At 58.7% G+C, this 20,216-nt stretch carries 15 protein-coding genes; 6 read left to right on the plus strand and 9 right to left on the minus strand.

The window, feature by feature from the left end:
- Positions 1-114: 114 nt before the first annotated feature.
- Complete coding sequence (narX, locus tag BFV65_RS11770; protein WP_069596676.1) at positions 115-1,911, plus strand: nitrate/nitrite two-component system sensor histidine kinase NarX; 1,797 nt, start codon at positions 115-117, stop codon at positions 1,909-1,911.
- Entirely contained in the window at positions 1,904-2,554 is a 651-nt protein-coding gene (gene narL, locus BFV65_RS11775) for a two-component system response regulator NarL (RefSeq protein ID WP_003856701.1), read from the plus strand. The genes narX and narL overlap by 8 nt, the downstream gene beginning before the upstream one ends.
- Before the next feature lies 1 nt (position 2,555).
- Here the strand turns inward: narL and BFV65_RS11780 are convergent, their stop codons facing one another.
- The 7 genes from BFV65_RS11780 to nasR form a co-directional block, all read right to left on the minus strand.
- Entirely contained in the window at positions 2,556-3,974 is a 1,419-nt protein-coding gene (locus BFV65_RS11780; protein WP_023306424.1) for a YchO/YchP family invasin, read from the minus strand.
- A 174-nt stretch (positions 3,975-4,148) separates the two neighbouring features.
- Complete coding sequence (locus tag BFV65_RS11785) at positions 4,149-6,626, minus strand: nitrate reductase (protein ID WP_069596677.1); 2,478 nt, start codon at positions 6,624-6,626, stop codon at positions 4,149-4,151.
- Entirely contained in the window at positions 6,623-10,609 is a 3,987-nt protein-coding gene (gene nirB, locus BFV65_RS11790) for a nitrite reductase large subunit NirB (RefSeq protein ID WP_081330547.1), read from the minus strand. Before nirB ends, BFV65_RS11785 begins: the two co-directional genes overlap by 4 nt.
- A gap of 12 nt (positions 10,610-10,621) precedes the next feature.
- Complete coding sequence (locus BFV65_RS11795; protein ID WP_042715167.1) at positions 10,622-11,410, minus strand: ABC transporter ATP-binding protein; 789 nt, start codon at positions 11,408-11,410, stop codon at positions 10,622-10,624.
- 9 nt (positions 11,411-11,419) lie between these two features.
- Entirely contained in the window at positions 11,420-12,298 is an 879-nt protein-coding gene (gene ntrB / locus BFV65_RS11800) for a nitrate ABC transporter permease (RefSeq protein ID WP_022648369.1), read from the minus strand.
- A gap of 2 nt (positions 12,299-12,300) precedes the next feature.
- Positions 12,301-13,548, minus strand: coding sequence for a CmpA/NrtA family ABC transporter substrate-binding protein (locus BFV65_RS11805; protein WP_063146351.1), 1,248 nt, complete (start codon positions 13,546-13,548; stop codon positions 12,301-12,303).
- Between the two features lie 227 nt (positions 13,549-13,775).
- Positions 13,776-14,948 carry a nitrate regulatory protein NasR gene (gene nasR / locus BFV65_RS11810; RefSeq protein ID WP_069596678.1) on the minus strand — a complete coding sequence of 391 codons (1,173 nt, stop codon included), beginning with the start codon at positions 14,946-14,948 and terminating at the stop codon, positions 13,776-13,778.
- Positions 14,949-15,021: 73 nt separating this feature from the next.
- Here nasR and BFV65_RS11815 point away from each other — a divergent pair, with 73 nt between their 5' ends.
- From BFV65_RS11815 to BFV65_RS11825, 3 genes are all read left to right on the plus strand, one after another.
- On the plus strand, positions 15,022-15,375 hold the full coding sequence (locus BFV65_RS11815; protein WP_023300288.1) for a DsrE/DsrF/TusD sulfur relay family protein: 354 nt from the start codon (positions 15,022-15,024) through the stop codon (positions 15,373-15,375).
- Positions 15,376-15,481: 106 nt separating this feature from the next.
- On the plus strand, positions 15,482-17,266 hold the full coding sequence (locus BFV65_RS11820; RefSeq protein ID WP_063146350.1) for a methyl-accepting chemotaxis protein: 1,785 nt from the start codon (positions 15,482-15,484) through the stop codon (positions 17,264-17,266).
- 196 nt (positions 17,267-17,462) lie between these two features.
- The gene (locus BFV65_RS11825) at positions 17,463-17,702 is read left to right on the plus strand and encodes a hypothetical protein (protein WP_015570352.1); all 240 of its coding nucleotides are present in this window, start codon (positions 17,463-17,465) and stop codon (positions 17,700-17,702) included.
- A gap of 30 nt (positions 17,703-17,732) precedes the next feature.
- On the opposite strand, the gene BFV65_RS11830 is transcribed toward BFV65_RS11825, so the two are convergent.
- Together BFV65_RS11830 and chaB are read right to left on the minus strand one after the other, a co-directional pair.
- Positions 17,733-18,428, minus strand: a complete 696-nt coding sequence (locus BFV65_RS11830; RefSeq protein WP_017384255.1) for a gamma-glutamylcyclotransferase — start codon at positions 18,426-18,428, stop codon at positions 17,733-17,735.
- A gap of 177 nt (positions 18,429-18,605) precedes the next feature.
- Positions 18,606-18,836: a putative cation transport regulator ChaB gene (chaB, locus tag BFV65_RS11835; RefSeq protein WP_003856674.1), complete on the minus strand. Its 231-nt coding sequence runs from the start codon at positions 18,834-18,836 to the stop codon at positions 18,606-18,608.
- Between the two features lie 268 nt (positions 18,837-19,104).
- Here chaB and chaA point away from each other — a divergent pair, with 268 nt between their 5' ends.
- A complete protein-coding gene (gene chaA / locus BFV65_RS11840) occupies positions 19,105-20,205 on the plus strand; it encodes a sodium-potassium/proton antiporter ChaA (RefSeq protein WP_003856672.1) in 1,101 nt (366 codons plus the stop codon).
- Positions 20,206-20,216: the final 11 nt, after the last annotated feature.

Consider the following 20,216-nt stretch of genomic DNA (forward strand, 5'->3'; position numbering starts at 1 on the left):
GTTACCTGTCTGGCAATTTAGAGGTAATCCTTTATTGGTATGGGTATACTCCAGGGTATGCACCAGAATAGCGCCATTCCTGCAATCAGGTCACGTCAGGAGCCCGGCAACTCTATGTTAAAAAGATGTTTATCTCCGCTGACGCTGGTTAACCAGCTGGCGCTTATTGTTCTGCTGTCCACCGCTATCGGTGTGACCGGCATGGCTATTTCTGGCTGGCTGGTACAGGGTGTGCAGGGTAATGCGCATGCCATCAACGAGGCAGGCTCGCTACGTATGCAGAGTTACCGGCTGCTGGCGTCGGTGCCGCTGACGCAGGCTGACCAACCGCTTATCGACGAAATGGAGCGTACCGCATTCAGCCCTGAACTGGAAAGAGCCGCCATCCGTGACGGCCAGCAATCTCAGCTTAAGGCGCTTCAGGGCTACTGGCATACCCAGCTGGAGCCCGGGTTAAAGCGGGCGGAAGACCGGGAAACGGTCGCCCAGGATGTCGCCGGGTTTGTGTCACGCATCGATCATCTCGTCTCCTCGTTCGATCGCACCACAGAGTTACGCATTGACCGCGTGGTGATGGTTCACCGCGCAATGGCGCTGTTTATGGGTTTGCTGCTGATTTTCACGGTTATCTGGCTGCGCGCGCGGTTGCTTAACCCCTGGAAGCAACTCCTGGCGATGGCCCGCGCCGTCACACAGCGCGATTTTACCCAACGCACGCACATCAGCGGGCGCAACGAAATGGCGATGCTCGGCGAGGCGCTCAACACCATGTCGGCGGAGCTATCTGAAAGCTACGCGATACTGGAAAAACGCGTTCAGGAGAAAACCGCCGGGCTTGAGCAGAAAAATGAGATCCTCTCTTTCCTCTGGCAGGCGAACCGTCGCCTGCATATGCAGGTACCGCTTTGCGAGCGTCTCTCGCCGGTACTGAACGGCCTGCAAAACCTGACTCTGCTCCACGATCTTGAGCTACGGGTTTACGACGTTGAAGATGAGGAAAACCATCAGGAATTTACCTGTCAGTCGGACATCTCCTGCGACGATAAAGGGTGTCATCTTTGCCCGCGCGGCTTGCCGCCGCTTACCACCAGCGGCACGACCCTCAAGTGGCGGCTGATGGACAGCCATACCCAGTACGGTATTTTGCTGGCCACCCTGCCCGCCGGACGTCACCTGAGCCACGACCAGCAGCAGCTGGTCGATACTCTTGTAGAGCAGCTCACGGCCACGCTGGCGCTCGACCGTCACCAGGAAAAACAGCAGCAGCTGATCGTGATGGAGGAGCGCGCCACCATCGCTCGCGAGCTGCACGACTCCATCGCCCAGTCCCTCTCCTGCATGAAGATGCAGGTGAGTTGCCTGCAAATGCAGGACGAAGGCATGCCCGAGAGCAGCAAACAGCTGCTCAGCCAGATCCGCAACGAGCTTAACACCTCGTGGATTCAGCTTCGCGAGCTGCTGACCACCTTCCGTTTACAGCTCACCGAGCCGGGGCTACGCCCTGCGCTGGAGTCCAGCTGTCAGGAGTTTAGTGCCCGGCTGGGCTTCCCGGTGAAGCTGGATTACCAGTTGCCACCGCGTTTTGTCCCCTCTCACCAGGCGATCCATCTGCTGCAAATTGCCCGTGAAGCCCTGAGCAACGTGCTCAAGCATGCCGAGGCGACGGCCGTCACGGTCACCGTCAGCTGCCAGGATAATCAGGTGAAGCTCAGGGTTCAGGATAACGGCCGCGGCGTGCCGGAAAATGCCGAACGAACGAACCATTATGGTTTAATCATCATGCGAGACCGCGCGCAAAGCCTGCGCGGTGATTGCCAGGTTCGCCGGGGAGAGTCAGGTGGCACCGAAGTCGTGGTCACCTTTATACCCGAAAAGCCCCTCATAACTGCTCAAGGAGAAAACCATGACTAATCAGGAACCGGCATCTATCCTGTTGATTGACGATCATCCGATGCTGCGCACTGGCGTTAAACAGCTTGTCAGCATGGCGCCCGATATCACCGTCGTCGGGGAAGCCAGCAACGGCGAACAGGGTATTGAACTTGCCGAATCGCTCGATCCTGATTTGATCTTGCTCGATCTCAACATGCCGGGCATGAATGGCCTGGAAACCCTCGACAAGCTGCGGGAGAAATCCCTCTCTGGCCGGGTGGTGGTCTTCAGCGTCTCAAACCATGAAGAAGACGTGGTCACCGCCCTCAAGCGGGGGGCAGACGGCTATCTGCTGAAAGATATGGAGCCGGAAGATCTGCTCAAGGCGCTGCAACAGGCTGCCGCAGGCGAGATGGTGCTGAGTGAAGCGTTAACGCCGGTACTGGCCGCCAGCCTGCGTGCGAACCGCGCCACGTCTGACCGTGACGTCAGCCAGTTGACCCCGCGCGAGCGCGACATTCTGAAGCTGATTGCTCAGGGTCTGCCGAACAAAATGATCGCCCGCCGTCTGGACATCACCGAGAGCACGGTCAAAGTGCATGTCAAACACATGCTGAAGAAAATGAAGTTAAAATCCCGCGTCGAAGCCGCCGTCTGGGTGCATCAGGAGCGCATTTTTTAACTTACTCATCCGGCAGCAACTTCCACCGTGGATCGTCGGCAGGCATTGCGACGAGCGGTTGCACCACGGAAAGCGTGATCTCATTGGAGGAGACACGCTGCCCATCCTTATCTTCCACCACGGCCGTAAGCCGCCATTCGTTTTTCGCCCCTTCCGCGTCGTTCCAGGCGGGCATGATTATGCTCCAGCCATCGCTGCTGTTGCTGTTTGCCGGTGAGGTCAGGCTGAGCGCCTGGGTATCACCCAGCCAGTGGATCTGACGGATACCGTGCGTGCTGCGAATTTGCAGCTTCAGCATCACAGTTTCGCCTGGCTTAAGATCCCACGGCGGCGTGGCCAGATAGACCGAGAGGGTTTTACGCTGACGGAATTCCATCACGGGCAGATTATCACGCTCAGGTGAATCATAGCGGCTGCCCCGCAGCGAGCGCGTCGCCGCCACTTCCCCGGCGGAAAGCTGTTTCGCCAGCGGCACGCCAAAGCGATAGTTGAGCTTCAGCCCGAGGTTATTCTGGCTAACGCCGCTCTCCCCCTGCTTATGGGCAGCCGTCAGGGTGACCAGCGGAACGGGGGTATAGTTCAGCCCCAGGTTGACCGCAACCGGGTTGTGATACCCCGTACCGCTGTTAAACAGATCGACGTTATCGCCAAAATACTGTTCAAAGCTGACGCTGGTGTTAAGGTGATGAAACCAGGGAAGCCAGGCTTTGGCCGTTACGTCGTACCCGCGCGCCATGCGCTGCTCCCGGATGTCGGAACGCGGCTGCCAGCCAGCGAACGGCTGGTAGTAATTGGCCGACAGGCGAAGGTTTTCGCCCCACGCCTCTGCGCCCAGTCCGGCACGTTGCAGGTTGTCTTCCAGCAGGTTGTCGTAAAAAGTGTTGTAGCCCAGCAGCCAGTTTCCGGCAACCCAGCGCTGCCCGATCCCGACGTTGCTCACCAGCCCGTCTGTCTGCTGCGTCAGGCCAAGCTGGCTCCAGCTCAGATAGCGGGTGTTGTCGTTCCAGGGGATAAACCAGCTTCCGCTGCTGCCGTTAAAGTTACCGTCGTCATCCACCAGTACATTGACATTGGCGTTACCCCAGGGGGAAAGCCAGGATTCAATCTGCTCGTTGACTTCCCCGCTGACGGCATCCCGCACCTTGCCAAACGCGAACTGTCGCGCCTGCTGCCCGGCCGTCAGGCCGTTATCGATCATACTGGCTTCACCGAAGGCCTTTGCCATTTCAGCCAGGTGTTTTTCGCCTTCGGTAGTCGGTTGCGCCATACCGAGATCCGGCAGACTATCGCCGTTGTTATCAAACGGATTTTGCGCCTGCTGCACGAAGGATTTCGGCGCACCGTGAACGGCTCCAGCCGTAAAAAGGGGGAGTAACAGCAAAAAACGGATGCGGGACGATACAGCCTTCAACGTCGTCAATCAGAACCTGTGTTTATGAACAAACACTTATTATGTTAACGCCATAAGCCCTGAAAACCAGTCTTAACAGAAATTTCAGGAATATCCTGAACAGAATTGTCGGGTGGCGGCTTCGCCTTACCCGACCTACAAATTCGTGCCGGTGCGAAGCCGCCACCTGACGCCTTTACACTATTATCCCAACAGCCCTTTCAGCTCCGGCAGGCAGGAGCCGCAGTTCGTACCGCAACGCAGCTTCACGCCCAGCGCTGCGGCAGAATTACAGCCTCCGGCTATCGCCTTACGTATCGTATTTTCACCCACGCTAAAGCAGCTACAGATAATTCGCCCGGGATCTGCATCTTCGCCCGGCCGTTGTCCGTGCAGCAGCGCGTGGCGTTCAGCGAGTTGTACGGGCGCAGCAGCAAAGGCTTCTTCAATAAACGCATGCGCCAGCGCCGGCAGCGTATGGCCCTCCCAGTAGCCCAGCATCAGCTCGCCGTGATGCCAGGCGAGCACGCTGCTGCGTTCTCCCGTCTGTGCCACCTGTAACTGCCAGCCCCGACCGCTGGCGTACGCCATGACCCACGACAGCAACGGCTGCTCCCCCGCCACCGTCAGACGTGAGGCTTTACGCCACCAGCATACCGACGGCGGCAGCGCTGGCAACTCGCGGGCATACAGCTCCCCCTGCCAGGCGGGTAGCCAGGGCAGGATCCTCACCGCGGTTTGTTTACTCTCCGGCTGGCCGGACCAGGCATCAACCCGCCCTTCCACCAGCGCGTTGACCTTCCCCTGCCGGGCAAACTGCGCGTTCCAGTGCATCGGCGCAAACAGCTCGCCCGCACGCTGTGCGGTAGAGATACGTACTCTGGCAACCATGACCCCGCGCGGGGAACTTATCCGCGCCAGCTGGCCGTCAGTCAGCCCCGCGCGCGCCGCATCGGTTGCGTTCATCTCAATAAAAGGCTCATCGATATGCTGCATCAGGCGCGGAACATACCCCGTGCGCGTCATGGTGTGCCACTGATCGCGGATCCGCCCGGTATTCAGTATCAAGGGGTACAATTCGTCGACGCCTGCCCCATGTGAGAAAGGATCAACCGGTACAAGATTTCTTTGCGGGAAATCACCGGCATGCCACTGATAAGGCGCCAGCTCGTCCCACGCCTCTCGCGACAGCGACGCCAGTTCGCGCAGGTTTAGCGCCCGTTCGCCGTTATTTTCAAACGCCGTCAGCGCCGCATGTTCACAAAATATCTCATGAGGGTGTTCCCAGGCGAAGGCATCGCCATAACCGAGCTGCTCTGCGATCCGGGCGATGATCCACCAGTCCGGTCTGGCCTCGCCCGGCGCAGGCAGAAACGCGCGCTGGCGCGAAATACGCCGCTCGGAATTGGTCACCGTTCCGTCTTTTTCGCCCCAGCCCAGGGCGGGAAAACGGATATGAGCAAACCGGCTGGTGTCCGTCTCATGCATCACCTCAGATACTATAACCAGCGGGCAGGCTGCCAGGGCCTGGCACACCGCGTGGCTGTCGGGAAGTGACACGGCAGGATTGGTGCCCATGATCCACACCGCCTTCACCTCGCCGCGGGCAATCGCGTCAAACAGCTCTACCGCCATCAGCCCCGGCGTTTGTGCCAGCCGCTCGGTTCCCCAGAAACGCGCCACGCGCGAAAGATCGTCCGGCTCGAAGTTCATGTGCGCCGCCAGCTGGTTCGCCAGCCCCCCCACTTCCCGCCCGCCCATGGCGTTTGGCTGTCCGGTCAGCGAAAACGGGCCGCAGCCCGAACGGTTGAACTTCCCGCTGGCAAGATGCACGTTAATGATGGCGTTACACTTGTCGCTGCCGCTGGAGGACTGGTTGATCCCCATGGTGTAGAGCGTGATCGCGCGTGGCGCAGTGACAAACCAGTCGTAGAAGGTGCCAATCTCGTCTGAAGGCAGATCGCAAAACGCGGCCACGTGAGGAATCGGCCACTCGCCGCTACCCTGAATCAGATTGAGCAACCCCACAAACAGCCCGGCGTCGCTGCCGGGCTTAAGCGCCAGATGCAGGTCAGCGACATCGCAGGTGGCGGTTTTGCGCGGATCGATCACGACCACTTTCATCTGCGGGTTGCTGCGTTTTGCCTGCACCAGCCGCTGATACAGCACCGGATGCGTCCAGGCCGCGTTTGAGCCAACGAGTACCACCAGATCGCTGTTTTCCACGTCCTCGTAGCTGCACGGCACAATGTCTTCACCGAAGGCGCGTTTGTAGCCCACCACCGCCGACGACATGCACAGCCGCGAGTTGGTATCAATGTTCGCCGCCCCGATAAAGCCTTTCATCAGCTTGTTGGCCGCATAGTAATCCTCGGTCAACAGCTGGCCGGAGGCATAAAACGCCACCGCCTGCGGCCCCCATTCGTTGATGATCTTCCGTAGCCGCTCGCCCGCTTCACCCAGCGCCTGCGGCCATGCCACCTCCATGCCGTCAACAACCGGGCGCAGCAGACGTCCCTGCAACCCCGTCGTTTCCCCGAGGGCAGATCCTTTTACGCACAGGCGACCAAAGTTCGCCGGATGAGTTTCATCCCCACGAACGCTTACCGCGCCATCTTCCACACTGGCGACCACGCCGCAGCCCACCCCGCAGTAAGGGCACGTTGTACGGGTTTCCGTCATGAGGCCTCCGCACGCATCACCAGCTCTTGGCTTCCAACCCAAACCTTGCCGTTTTCAATTTTTACCGGCCAGGCGCGCACCACGGGTTCGCCGTTCTCCACCTGACACCCATCGCGCAGACGTATGCGCTGCTTGTAAAGCGGGGAAATCACCACCGGCTCGCCCACTGCATCGCCAAGGATGCCGCGCGAAAGCACGTTCGCGCTGCTGCCCGGCTCCAGGTCGTCCAGGGCATAAACGGACGTTCCAAAGCGGAACAGCGCAATCGGTTTTCGGCCAAGCCGCGCGCCGATGCCCGCCTGCTCGGGGATATCATTGATACCGCAAATTTCCTGCCAGCGCTTGCTCTCCGCCGCGGCAGGGACATTCACCGCGGTGCGGAACAGCGCCAGGCGATCAGGATCGTTGAGGGTGGTTTGCCATTCGCACTGATAGGTCTCCACCACCCGGGCCATCTCCTGCTCCAGCTCGTGGGCGATCCCAAGGCTGTCGTTCAGGATCACCTCGCGCAGATAGTCGAGGCCGCCTTCCAGGTTATCCATCCAGGTACTGGTGCGTTGCAGACGATCTGCCGTACGAATGTAGAACATCAGGAAACGGTCAACGGTGCGGATCAGCGTTTCGTCGTCCAGATCGCTGGCAAAGAGATCCGCGTGGCGCGGCTTCATCCCGCCGTTGCCGCACAGATAAAGGTTCCAGCCCTTGTCCGTGGCAATCACCCCCACGTCTTTGCTCTGCGCCTCTGCGCACTCACGGGTACAGCCGGAGACCGCCATTTTGATTTTGTGCGGCGCACGTAACCCCTTGTAGCGATGCTCCAGTTTGACCGCAAGGCCGGTGGAGTCCTGCACGCCATAGCGACACCAGGTCGACCCGACGCAGGATTTCACCGTGCGCAGGGATTTCCCGTACGCATGTCCGGTCTCAAATCCGGCCTCCACCAGCGCCTGCCAGATTTCCGGCAACTGTTCGAGCGTGGCGCCAAACAGGTCAATACGCTGTCCGCCGGTGATTTTGCTGTAAAGGCTATAGCGTTTCGCAATCTGGCCGATGGCGATCAGCCCGTCGGCCGTCACTTCCCCGGCGGGCATGCGCGGCACGATGGAATACGTTCCGTCCTTCTGAATATTGGCAAAGTAGCGGTCGTTGGTGTCCTGCAGCGGCAGATGCGCCGGTTTCAGCAGGTATTCGTTCCAGCAGGAGGCCAGCACTGATCCCACCAGCGGTTTACAGATCTCACAGCCGTGCCCTTGTCCGTAACGGCTGATAAGCTGGTCGAAGGTCCGGATATGGTTGACGCGCACCAGGTGGTATATCTCCTGACGCGAGTACGGGAAGTGCTCACAGATATCTTTTTTCACCTCCACGCCCTGCTCCGCAAGCTGGAACTCCATCACCTGCTTCACCAGCGCGCTACAGCCTCCGCAGCCGGTCGCCGCTTTGGTGCACTGCTTAATGGCGCCGATATCCGTTGCGCCCGCGCTTACCGCCTGGCAGATATCCCCTTTGCTGACGTTATGACACGAACAGATCTGCGCGCTTTCCGGCAGCGCCGCCACGCCCAGCGCTTTCGGCGTGCAGCCTGACGACGCGGGTAAGATCAGCGTTTCCGGCTCTTTTGGCAGACTGATGCCGTTAAGCATCATCTGCACCAGCGTGGCGTATTCGCTGGCATCGCCCACCAGCACGCCACCCAGCAGGGTTTTGCTGTCGTGACTGACCACAATTTTTTTGTAGATTTGCTGCGGCCCGTGCGTCCACTGGTAGCTCAGCGCCCCCGGCGTGCGCCCGTGGGCATCGCCAAACGACGCCACATCCACACCCAGCAACTTGAGTTTGGTACTCATATCCGCGCCGGTGAAGCGCTTCTCCTCACCCGCCAGCACAGCGGCGGCCACGCGCGCCATCTGGTAGCCCGGGGCCACCAGGCCAAAGATTTTCCCCTCCCACAGCGCGCATTCCCCGATGGCAAGCACGTCCGGGTCGGAGGTCCGGCAGCCGTCGTCAATACAGATCCCGCCGCGCTCGCCAATAGCCAGCCCGCTGCTGCGCGCCAGCGCGTCCTGCGGTCGAATACCGGCAGAGAAGACGACCATGTCCGTTTCCAGCTGTTCACCATCGGCAAAGCGCAGCACCAGCCCGTCGTCTGCGGTGGCAATCTCCGTCGTCGATTTACTGGTGTGTACCCCTACGCCCAGCGCCTCAATTTTCCTGCGCAGCATTGCCGCACCGTCGCTGTCGAGCTGCACCGCCATCAGGTTCGGCGCAAACTCCACCACGTGGGTTTCCAGCCCTAGCTGCTTAAGCGCATTCGCCGCCTCCAGCCCCAGCAGGCCGCCGCCAATTACCACGCCGCGGCGAGAGCCTGCCGCATGGGCCGCAATGTTGTCCAGATCGTCGAGGGTGCGGTAGACAAAACAACCCGGCAGATCGCTGCCCGGAACGGGCGGTACGAACGGGTACGAGCCGGTCGCCAGCACCAGCTTATCCCAGTGGGTTTCATGGCCGCTGGCGGTACGCACAACGTGTGCATCACGATCGATAGCGACGATCTGCTGCGAGAGGCGCAGCTCTATACCGTTATCGGCAAAGAACTCCCCCGCCACCAGCGAGAGCGAGTCCGCGCTGCGTCCGCCAAAATATTCCGACAGATGCACGCGGTCATAGGCCGCATAGCGCTCTTCGCCAAAAACAATAATCTGATACTGCTGATGCAAATTGCGGTTAACGCAGTCTTCGAGGAAATGATGGCCGACCATACCGTGCCCAACCACCACCAGAGTAGGTTTTGTCATAGCGTTCTGTCCTGCAACCTGCGGTTGCGTTGTGAAACGATCGAACAGCCAGTCCGCGTGGGCGGGCGCAGCCGTTGCCAGTAAATCGGTAAAGGTTGCCGCGCTGCGGCAGTCACCCAGCAGCAGCACGCCAGCCAGCGTCCCCTGATGGATCAGTAAACGTCGATAGTGACGGGTCAGCGGATCCCATGAACTCCATACCACATCGTCCGCCTGCGCCGTCGCGCGTCCGAGGCTGAACAGCTCCACGCCGGTCACCTTAAGACGCACGCCGTTGTCGGTCCGGGTAGACGGCGCAGTGACCTCCCCGGCCAGCCGCGCGGCGAGAATATCCGCCTGCGCCAGACAGGGGGCGACCAGGCCAAATGTCTGGCCGTCAATTTCGCAGCACTCGCCGATGGCGTAGATAGCCGGCACGGAGGTTTGCATCTGTTGATCCACTACGATGCCGCGCGCGCAGTGAATGCCGCTGGCTTTTGCCAGCGCAACGTTGGGTTGTACACCCGTGGCCAGCACCACGCGCGCGGCGGTGACGCTGTGCCCGTTGAGTAGCGTCACGCTCTTGCCGTTAATCGCCGCGATGCCAGAGGCGAATTCACAGCTAACACCCCGCGCCGCCAGCGCCTCTTCAAGCAGCAGTCCCGCCTGCTGATCCAGCTGCTGTTCCATCAGCCAGGGACCACGATGGATAAGCGTGACGTTGTCACCGTTGCGCGCCAGCGCTGCCGCTGCTTCCACGCCAAGTACGCCACCGCCCAACACTACCGCCGGACCGGAGAGGTTCCGGATGGCGCGGGTCTCTGCCAGGGTGCGAAAGGTGAACACATGCGGCGCATCGCCGCCGGGGATCGGCGGCACAACAGGGGTAGACCCGGTGGCAAACACCAGCGCATCCCAGCCCAGCGTGCAAGAAGAGGTACGCACTTTACGCGCGTTAACGTCTACTGCGAGCACCGTTTCTCCTCGCAGCACCGTCACGCCTCGTGCCGTGTACCAGTCTTCATCGTGCAGACAGATGTGCTCCGCCTGCTTTTCACCACTCAGCACCGGCGAAAGCTGGATGCGGTTGTACGCCTGCTCCGGCTCGTCACCGATGACGGTGATAGCAAAACGACCGGGCACACGCCCGGTGAGCGATGCAATCAGCCGGGTTGCCGCCATACCATTACCGATAATGACCAGTCGCATCGTGCCCCCTCATTACGCCGCTTTCGGCTGTTTTTCGTAGAGGAAATGGAGGATCTGCTGGCGCATATGGTGATAGCGGCTATCGTCCGCCAGCTGCACCCGGTTGCGCGGGCGCGGCAGATCGACGCGCAGGATCTCACCCACGGTGGCCGCCGGGCCGTTGGTCATCATCAGTACGCGGTCAGAGAGCAGTACCGCCTCGTCCACATCGTGGGTGATGAGCACGATGGTGGTGTTCAGCGCCTGCTGGATCTGCATCACCGAGTCCTGAAGATGGGCACGCGTCAGCGCATCGAGCGCGCCAAACGGCTCATCCATAAGCAGCACTTTCGGCTTCATTGCCAGCGCCCGGGCAATACCGACGCGCTGCTTCATACCGCCGGAGATCTCCCCGGGGCGCTTATGCAGCGCGTGGCCCATCTGCACCCGGTCGAGATTGTGCTCAATCCACTCTTTGCGCTCGGCCTTACTCATGGTGCGACGGAAGACCTGATCCACCGCCAGCGCCACGTTGTCGAAGCAGGTTAACCACGGCAGCAGCGAATGGTTCTGGAACACTACCGCACGCTCAGGCCCCGGCCCGGCGATTTCGCGGTTGTCGCAAATCAGCCCGCCTTCCGTCGGCAGCGTGATCCCGGCGATCAGGTTTAACAGGGTCGACTTGCCGCAGCCGGAGTGACCAATCAGACTGACGGTTTCGCCCTCGTGGATATCAAAAGAGACGTTTTGCAGTGCCAGAAACTCGCCGCTGGCGGTGGAAAAACGCTGGCTCACGGCCTGGACCTGAATTAAAGGTTTCATCTTCACTCCTTATTTTTCCTGCCAGCTAAAGCGACGGGCGATCAGCATCAGCCCCTGCTCCAGCAGCAACCCGACCACGCCAATGATGACGATGGCGATGAGAATGTTTTCGACGTTGAGGTTGTTCCACTCATTCCAGATCCAGAAGCCAATGCCTAAACCTCCGGTGAGCATCTCGGCGGCGACAATCACCAGCCAGGCAATGCCAATGGAGAGACGTACCCCGGTCAACACCGCAGGCAGCACGGCGGGGAAAAGAATGCGGCGCATGATGGTCCACTCTGAGAGTTGCAGCACCCGGGCCACGTTGAGGTAGTCCTGCGGAATACGGCGCACCCCTTCGGCGGTGTTAATGACCATCGGCCAGATGGAGCAGATGAAAATGGTCCAGCTCGACGCGGGCTCCGCTTTCTGGAACAGCAGCAGGCCGATAGGCAGCCAGGCCAACGGGCTGACCGGACGCAGGAGCGCGATCAGCGGGTTGAACATGCGGGAGAAAAAGGTGAAGCGCCCAATCAAAAAGCCCAGCGGAATGCCCGCCAGCGCCGCCAGACCGAAGCCGATGGCGACGCGCTGCAACGACGCCAGCACGTTCCAGCCAATGCCCATATCGTTTGGCCCGTCGCGATAAAACGGATCGGCAAACAGGGTCATGGCCGAATCGAGCGTGCTGAGCGGCGTCGGGAAACCTTTACTGTTTATCGCCGCCAGCTGCCAGAGCACCACCAGCAGACCGAGACCGAGCAGCGCCGGGATGACGCGCTGTAAAAACTCATTCATCCGACGCGTAAACGCTGGCGCACGACGGCGAACCTGTAGCGGAGGCAGGACAATCACTTCCCCGCTCTCTGACTTCTCTTGTGGTTGCGTATTTTGCAGATGCTGCATACTCAGGCCCCTTTACGGTGAATGGCGAAGCGGTTGGCGTACCCTTCCGGATCGGTGCCGTTCCAGACGGTGCCGTCCATCAGGGTACTGCTGCGATACGGTGATGACGGTGTGGACATGCCGCCCACGGCGGTCGCGGCATCCTGCCAGACCGCGGTCTGGTTAATGCGCTGTGCGATGCCCGCATAATCCGGCGCGGCGTTGAGCAAGCCCCAGCGACGGAACTGGGTTAAGAACCACATGCCGTCGGAGAGATACGGGTAGCTCACGGCACCCTCATTGAAGAAACGGATCGGGTGCGCATCCTGCCAGCGCTGACCGAGCCCGTTGTCGTATTCGCCGAGCATGCGTCCGGTGAGGTATTGTTCCTTGCAGTTGAGCCATGCGCGGCGCGAGAGGATCTGCGCGGTTTCACGTTTGTTTTCCGCTGACGCCTCGATCCAGCGCGCGGCTTCCATCACGGCGCTCACCAGCGCCCGTGCGGTGTGCGGATTTTTCGCCACCCAGTCGCGTCGGGTGCCGAGGATCTTTTCCGGGTGATCGGCCCAGATGGACTGTGACGTGGCGGCGGTAAACCCGATGCGGTCGTTAATCGCCCGCGCGTTCCACGGCTCGCCGACGCAGAACCCGACCATGTTGCCGATGCGCATGTTCATCACCATCTGTGGCGGCGGGACCACCACAGTGCGCACGTCGTCAAACGGGTTAATGCCCGCACTGGCCAGCCAGTAGTAGAGCCACATAGCGTGTGTCCCCGTCGGGAAGGTATGCGCGAAGGTGTAGGTTCCCGGTGCCTGCTGTGTAATCAGCTTTTTCAGCCCGTCGAGATCACGAACGCCCTTCTCCGCCAGATCGCTGGAGAGCGTAATGGCCTGACCGTTCTGGTTGAGAGTCATCAGGTTCGCCATCTGCTGCGGCTTGCCCGCGATACCCAGCTCCAGTCCGTACAGCAGGCCGTAAAGAATGTGTGCGGCGTCCAGCTCCCCTGCCACCAGCTTGTCGCGCACCGCCGCCCAGCTCGCCTCTTTAGTAGGTACAATGGTAATGCCGTGTTTTTTATCGAACCCTTTCAGGGCCGCGATAACCACTGGCGCGCAATCGGTCAGGGGGATAAACCCGATACGCACGGTATCCTGCTCCGGCTTATCTGACCCCGCCGCCCATGCGGCCTGCATGACACCCGGCAACAGCAACGCACCACTCGCCAGCATGCTGGCCTGCAATAACCGCCGTCTCGACAAATCCGCCATAATTGCTCCTGAAAAAAGGCAAAAAAAAGCGCCCGACGGTGCTGAAGCACCGCTGGACGCCTTTATCCCGAAGACGTATGCACCACCGTTGGCGCATCGTCAAAAATAGTTAATCTGTTAATGCAAAGGTGATGCCAGCTTTTTAACCCCGGCGTTACGGGGTTTCTGCAAGGAGAGCGCTCTTTTACGCACCTCAATCAGGCATTAAATGCCCACTGACTGTGCAACTACTCCCCAGGGGGTATCTTCCACAGATTTTTCACCGTAAGGAGCGCACGGGCGATATCCACCATGCGTTGGTTTTTATCCATCGCCATTTTGCGCAGGGCTGTCCACGCCTGCTCCTCGCTCATGTTCTGATGCGTCATTAGCACGCTTTTGGCCTTGTCGATGGTCTTGCGCTCCTCCAGCGTGTCGCGCAGGGAAGCAAGCTGACGGGAGAGTTGCTCAATTTCACGCGCCTGCTGGCGCACCAGCGGCAGCAGTGGTCTATCCGGAAATCGCGCCAGGATATCGTCGTACTCATCGTCTATGTGCAGGTTTTCGCTATAGCGACGCTCCTCAACTGCCGTCATCAGATCGGCAATGGCCACCTCCTCCAGCGTGCGCAGATGTTCAAGACGCGCGGTTTGCAGGGCAAACCATTTGAGAGCGGTATCGCCATTATCTGCCGGAGGCTGGCGGGTGCACGCTTCACGCCTGAGTTTTTCAGTCTCCAGACCCGGCTGACAGTTGAGGGTAAACGTCTCCTGCACGTCTGGAGTGCAATGGGAGATAAAAACCTCAAAGCAGGCCTGCTGGCCATCAATGCGATCCACCAGCCGCTGGCGAGTTTCATCGTCAAAGAATCCCTGGGTGAAACCAATAGCCCCTAACGCCCGCTCTTGTCCCACAAGTTCTTTGCCCTGCATCAGGCTGTAAAGGGCCACAAATCGGCCCGCGATGTGCGGATCGTCAATGCTGTCGCTGAGTTGAGGTACGATATTGAGCAGAAGCCGCAGTATGCGGCTGTAGTGTTCCATCGCCTGCGGCGCGGTGACGCGTTGACCTGTAACACCATCACGCAGCACCGTCAGCGTTTCAAGGCCGTGCAGTGCGCTGGCGATACGTTCGCAGAGGGCGCTGCCCGGCAGCGGTTCGCTAAACAGGAGGTGCAATGCAGCAAGGTTTTCATCCACCAAAGCCCTGCTGGCCTTGCATTCAGGCCCGTACAATTTACCCTGCGAGCAGAGCCAGACATTTGACGCACCGCGTTCGCACTGTAGCATATGCACCAGTCGACTGATGCCGTTCACCAGTGCGCCCAGCTGCGCTAATCTGCCGAGCTGTTCCTCCCGCAGCATTCTTGCACGCTGGAACCATTCGGTCGCGCCAGGCGAACTGCCAGCCACTATCGTCATCGTTTCTCTCTCCGATACATATTCTTCGGTATGAGAAGCAATATTCGTGCCTTTTCAAAGAACAGGAGTCAACATGCAGAAGATTGTGATCGTCGCCAACGGTGCGGCCTACGGCAGTGAATCCCTTTTTAACAGTCTGCGCCTGGCAATCGCGCTGCGCGATAAGGAGAGTGAGCTGGAGCTGCGCCTCTTTTTGATGTCCGATGCCGTCACGGCCGCGCTGAAGGGGCAGAAACCCGCTGAGGGCTACAACATACAACACATGCTGGAGATCCTGACCGCGCAAAACGTTCCGGTCAAGCTGTGCAAAACCTGTACCGACGGTCGCGGCATTACCGGGCTGCCCCTGATTGATGGCGTGGAAATTGGCACGCTGGTTGAACTGGCTGAATGGACTCTTACCGCTGATAAAGTATTAACTTTTTAATAATAAATCGCTAAAAATATTATTTTCTTATGGACGCGGTTTCAGCATCAAGTTTACCTGCGCCATTGCCGATAGGCATGGAAACAACACAGCAGGTATTACACTTATGTTCAGATCCATTCGCGCCCGCATCATTGCGGCGACGACAGGCTGTATGGTCGTCGCCCTTCTTCTTAATACCATTATCAACTTTCAGGTCACGCGCCAGGATAATCAGCAGTCGCAGCGCGATATACTGACCAGCACCAGCGCCAGCCACAATATGGCGATTGCCGACTGGGTCAAAAGCAAAATGACGGTGATTGCCTCCGCGCAGAGTATCGCGCTGGCTGACGATCCGGTTCCGGTGTTTAAGCAATTAGCCCAGGCAGGCGGCTTCACCAACGTCTACGCAGGCTACGCCAGCAAGACGGCGAAATTCTCCGATCCTGCGGGGGTCCCGGCGGATTATGACCCAACCATTCGTCCCTGGTATCAGCAGGTGGTGAGCACGGATGGCCCGGTTGTGACCGCGCCCTACGTTGATGCCGGGACCGGGAAGCTGGTGGTGACGTTTGCAGTACCGGTGAAGGAGAATGGTACTCTGATAGCGGTGGTAGCGGGCGATGTCGCCATGGATAGCGTGGTGGCGAACGTGCGCGGGATCCACCCAACGCCTGCCAGCAGCGGGTTACTCCTGAACAGCGACGGCACGGTTATTGCCGCCAACGAGCCAACCCTGACGCTGAAGCCGTTTACCGGGACGATCAAAGGCATCGACCTTACGGCGCTGAAGAGCGGTAATCCGGTCGACGGGACGCTGAATGATGAGGAAAAAACCTTTATAGCCTCAGCCGTGCCGGGCACGAACTGGCTGCTGGTCGTCGCCCTCGACAGCAGCGACGCTACCTCCGGCATGCGTTCCTTGCTGAAAGCGTCGGCAATCTCGCTGGTGATTCTGGCGCTTCTGAGCGGCGCCATTGTCCACCTCCTGATAGCCCGCCTGCTTAAGCGCCTGTCCGACATTCGCGACGCGATGCACAGCATTGCCAACGGCACCAACGATCTATCCCAGCGTCTGCCGGATAGCGGCGATGACGAAGTGGCGCAAATTGCGCAGGCGTTTAACGCCTTCAGCAATAAACTCTCGGTGGTGATGGTCCAGCTTCGCGACGCCAGCGCCTCAGTGAAAAACGCCGCGCAGGAGATTGCGGCAGGCAATCAGGATCTCTCCGGACGAACCGAGCAGGCCGCGTCCAGCCTGCGTGAGACCGCCAGCGCCGTGGAAGAGATAACCGCCTCCGTTACCCAGTCGAATGAATCGGCCGAAGAAGCCAACGACCAGGCCAGTAAGGCCTCTGCGGCCGCAGCGCGCGGCGGCGAAGTTGTCTCGCAGGCAATCAGCACCATGCAGTCCATCGAAGTGGCTTCTGCAAAGATTGGCGATATCACCAGCGTGATTGACGGCATCGCCTTCCAGACCAACATTCTGGCGCTTAACGCCTCCGTCGAAGCGGCTCGTGCCGGTGAGCAGGGCCGTGGGTTCGCGGTCGTTGCGGGGGAAGTGCGTAATCTGGCCAGCCGCAGCGCTCAGGCGGCGAAAGAGATTAAATCCCTTATTGACTCCACTACCGAAAGCGTTGCAACCGGCTCCCGATTTGTGCACCTTGCGGGCGACAGCATGGATGAGATCCGCGCCAGCGTCGGGAGCGTGTCTGGCATTATGCGTGAAATATCTATTGCCACCCGCGAGCAGATGAAAGGCATCCATGAAATTAACCACGCGGTGACTCACCTGGATCGCATGGTGCAGCAGAACGCTGAACTCGTTGTACAGTCTGCTGCTGCGGCCAGCGCGCTGCAAAGCCAGGCGGGCGACCTTGCTGAGACCGCTGGCCATTTCCGCATATAATTTTTCCCGGACGCGCGTTAAGCAGGGAAAACGCGCGTCGGCTGAAAGGTTTCAGAAATTTTGTCATTTTTGTTTAATCGTTGCGCCATTTTTTGATCGAAATCAGCATCACCCACCTTCCCCTTTGGTGTTATGCAATGAGTAAATTGTGAACAACATCACGCTCGGGATGGGCAAAAACGACGGGGTATAAAAAATGGCACGAGTTAAAACGAGTCTGAAACTGTTTGGCGGGGATACGGTAGTGGTGCGTTGCTCAGAACGTTGCCGCATCCATCTGATGAGTACAAAAGGGCAAAAGCAATCGCAGGCAGATATCCTTACCGTCCAGGATGATAAGGCCTGGCTGACGGTGCCTTACACCGGCACCTGGGATGTGCTGATCGACAGCCACAGCCAGTCGCTCGAACATTCCGTAAGTTACGTGGCAGCATAACCATAAACGCCCGGCCAGCCGGGCGTATTATCAGGCAAAACCCGGGCGGAGCGTATTGCTGAGCGGGTTCCCTTCCAGCAGCGCTTTAACCTTCACCACCAGCTCACTCAGACAGTCGTCCTGCATACCGAGACGCGTCAGCTCCTGATCGAGCGAGAAAAGGTACTGGGCATTAGTGCCCAGCGGTCCACTGGCGGCGGCAATCAGCGGGGCAATCACCTGGGTTCGGGTGTCGGCTTCATACAGCGGGTGGCGCGGATCCATAATGAACACCAGCGCGTTGACGGTGCGGCCGTCGTCCAGTTCCAGCTTGCACCAGCTGGGCATATAGCAGCCGGTGATCATCTCGCGCTTCCACAGCAACGTGAGCTCATCTTCCAGCGTGGTATCCGGCAGCCGGTATGCCACGCCCGTGGTGCGCCCGCCCTCTTTTAGTGCAAGCATACGTCCAGGCTGACACGCGCTGCCGCGTCCGGCGGTCAGGCGCAAACAGAAGGCGCGGTGCCAGCCAGGCAGCGTTCCGGTTGCCGATTCAACAAACTCGAGGGCCGGGTTCCACATCAGCGAGCCGTAACCAAAAATCCAGACCGGGCCATCATCCGGGCGGCAGGCCAGCGTTGCCGCAAGCGACGCCGCACGTTGTTCAGCCGACCACAGAAGCGATTCCTCAATAGCACCAAATGCCGTCTTACAATCTGCCTTCATCAAGAAATCACGCGTTAACACATTCCACCTCCGCCACTGCATGCTTCCTTGCGACATCTTTAATGCGCCTTCCCGGCATTCTGTGCTGTTCATTTTAACAGCAGTTGAGCAACGATAAGCAATTCGCGGGCCAGATGCAATACAGCGGCAGTTCAACCGCCTGAAATGTCAAAATGGAGGCAGCGTATTATTCGGCAGCTATTTCTTTTTGTGCCATTTGTCATCATCCCCTTTCTCATAGTCATTTTTTACGGCGGCCCAGGCCACTTTATGCGCCGTCTCTTCACGGCTGGCATCGTCCCGGCGATCTTCTTTATCTTTGTATTGATCCCAGGCGCTGTTAAAGGCTTCTTTATAGATATCCTGAGCGTGGGCAGGCAGTACGTTTTGCACGTTATCCGGTAATTCGCTTTTCGATTTGTATGGCATCGCTAACCTCTCTTTTGGCTAAAAGATAAGTGTGGACGACGATACGCCAGGGTGCCAGCCGACAGCGAGAAATGAACTATTTAAGAGTGCAAGGCATTGTTATTAAATTATTATTTTGTGTAAATGAGGCATTATAAGCTTCAGGAAGAAAAATCCCATTAAAGGGTAAAATTAAGTAAAAAATACAGGGTATTTAACCGTTTTCTGTTAATTTAACACCCTCAAAATCTATCTATAATTACAAGCACCTGCACTGTTGGAGAAACACATGACAGCAACACACGAGGCGGTAAAGACCCGCCACAAGGAGACCTCTCTCATTTTCCCGGTTCTGGCACTGGCTGTGCTGCTCTTCTGGGGAAGCAGTCAGTCATTGCCAGTGGTTGTGGGGATCAATATTCTGGCTCTGGTGGGTATTTTAACCAGTGCATTTAGCGTGGTACGCCATGCGGATGTTTTAGCCCACCGTCTTGGAGAGCCGTATGGGTCATTAATTTTAAGCCTTTCGGTTGTGATTCTTGAGGTCAGTCTAATTTCCGCATTAATGGCCACCGGCGACGCCGCACCAACGTTAATGCGCGATACGCTCTACTCCATCATTATGATTGTTACCGGCGGCCTGGTCGGTTTTTCGCTTTTATTAGGTGGCCGCAAATTTGCCACCCAGTACATGAACCTTTTTGGCATTAAACAGTATCTGATCGCCCTGTTCCCGCTGGCGATTATCGTGCTGGTATTCCCGATGGCATTGCCGGGCGCAAACTTCACCACCGGCCAGGCGCTGCTGGTGGCGCTGATTTCCGCGGCAATGTACGGCGTGTTCCTGCTGATCCAGACCAAAACACACCAGAGCCTGTTTGTTTACGAGCATGAAGACGACGGCGACGATGATGACCCGCATCACGGTAAGCCGTCGGCCCACAGCAGCGCGTGGCACACGGTTTGGCTGATCGTGCATCTGATTGCGGTAATTGCGGTCACCAAGATGAATGCGAACCCGCTGGAGGCGCTGTTAACTGAACTGAACGCGCCGGTCGCCTTTACCGGTTTCCTGGTAGCCCTGTTGATCCTGTCGCCAGAAGGCCTGGGAGCGCTGAAAGCGGTGCTCAATAATCAGGTGCAGCGTGCGATGAATCTGTTCTTTGGCTCCGTTCTGGCGACCATCTCCCTTACCGTTCCGGTGGTCACGCTTATTGCCTTTATGACGGGGAATGAATTGCAGTTTGCGCTGGGTGCACCAGAGATGATTGTGATGGTAGCGTCGCTACTACTGTGCCAGATTTCCTTCTCAACCGGTCGCACCAATGTGCTGAACGGCGCGGCGCATATGGCGCTGTTTATTGCGTATCTGATGACGATATTTGCGTAATTTTTTTGCCG

The organism is Enterobacter hormaechei subsp. hoffmannii (assembly GCF_001729745.1).
Classification (GTDB): Bacteria; Pseudomonadota; Gammaproteobacteria; order Enterobacterales; family Enterobacteriaceae; genus Enterobacter; species Enterobacter intestinihominis.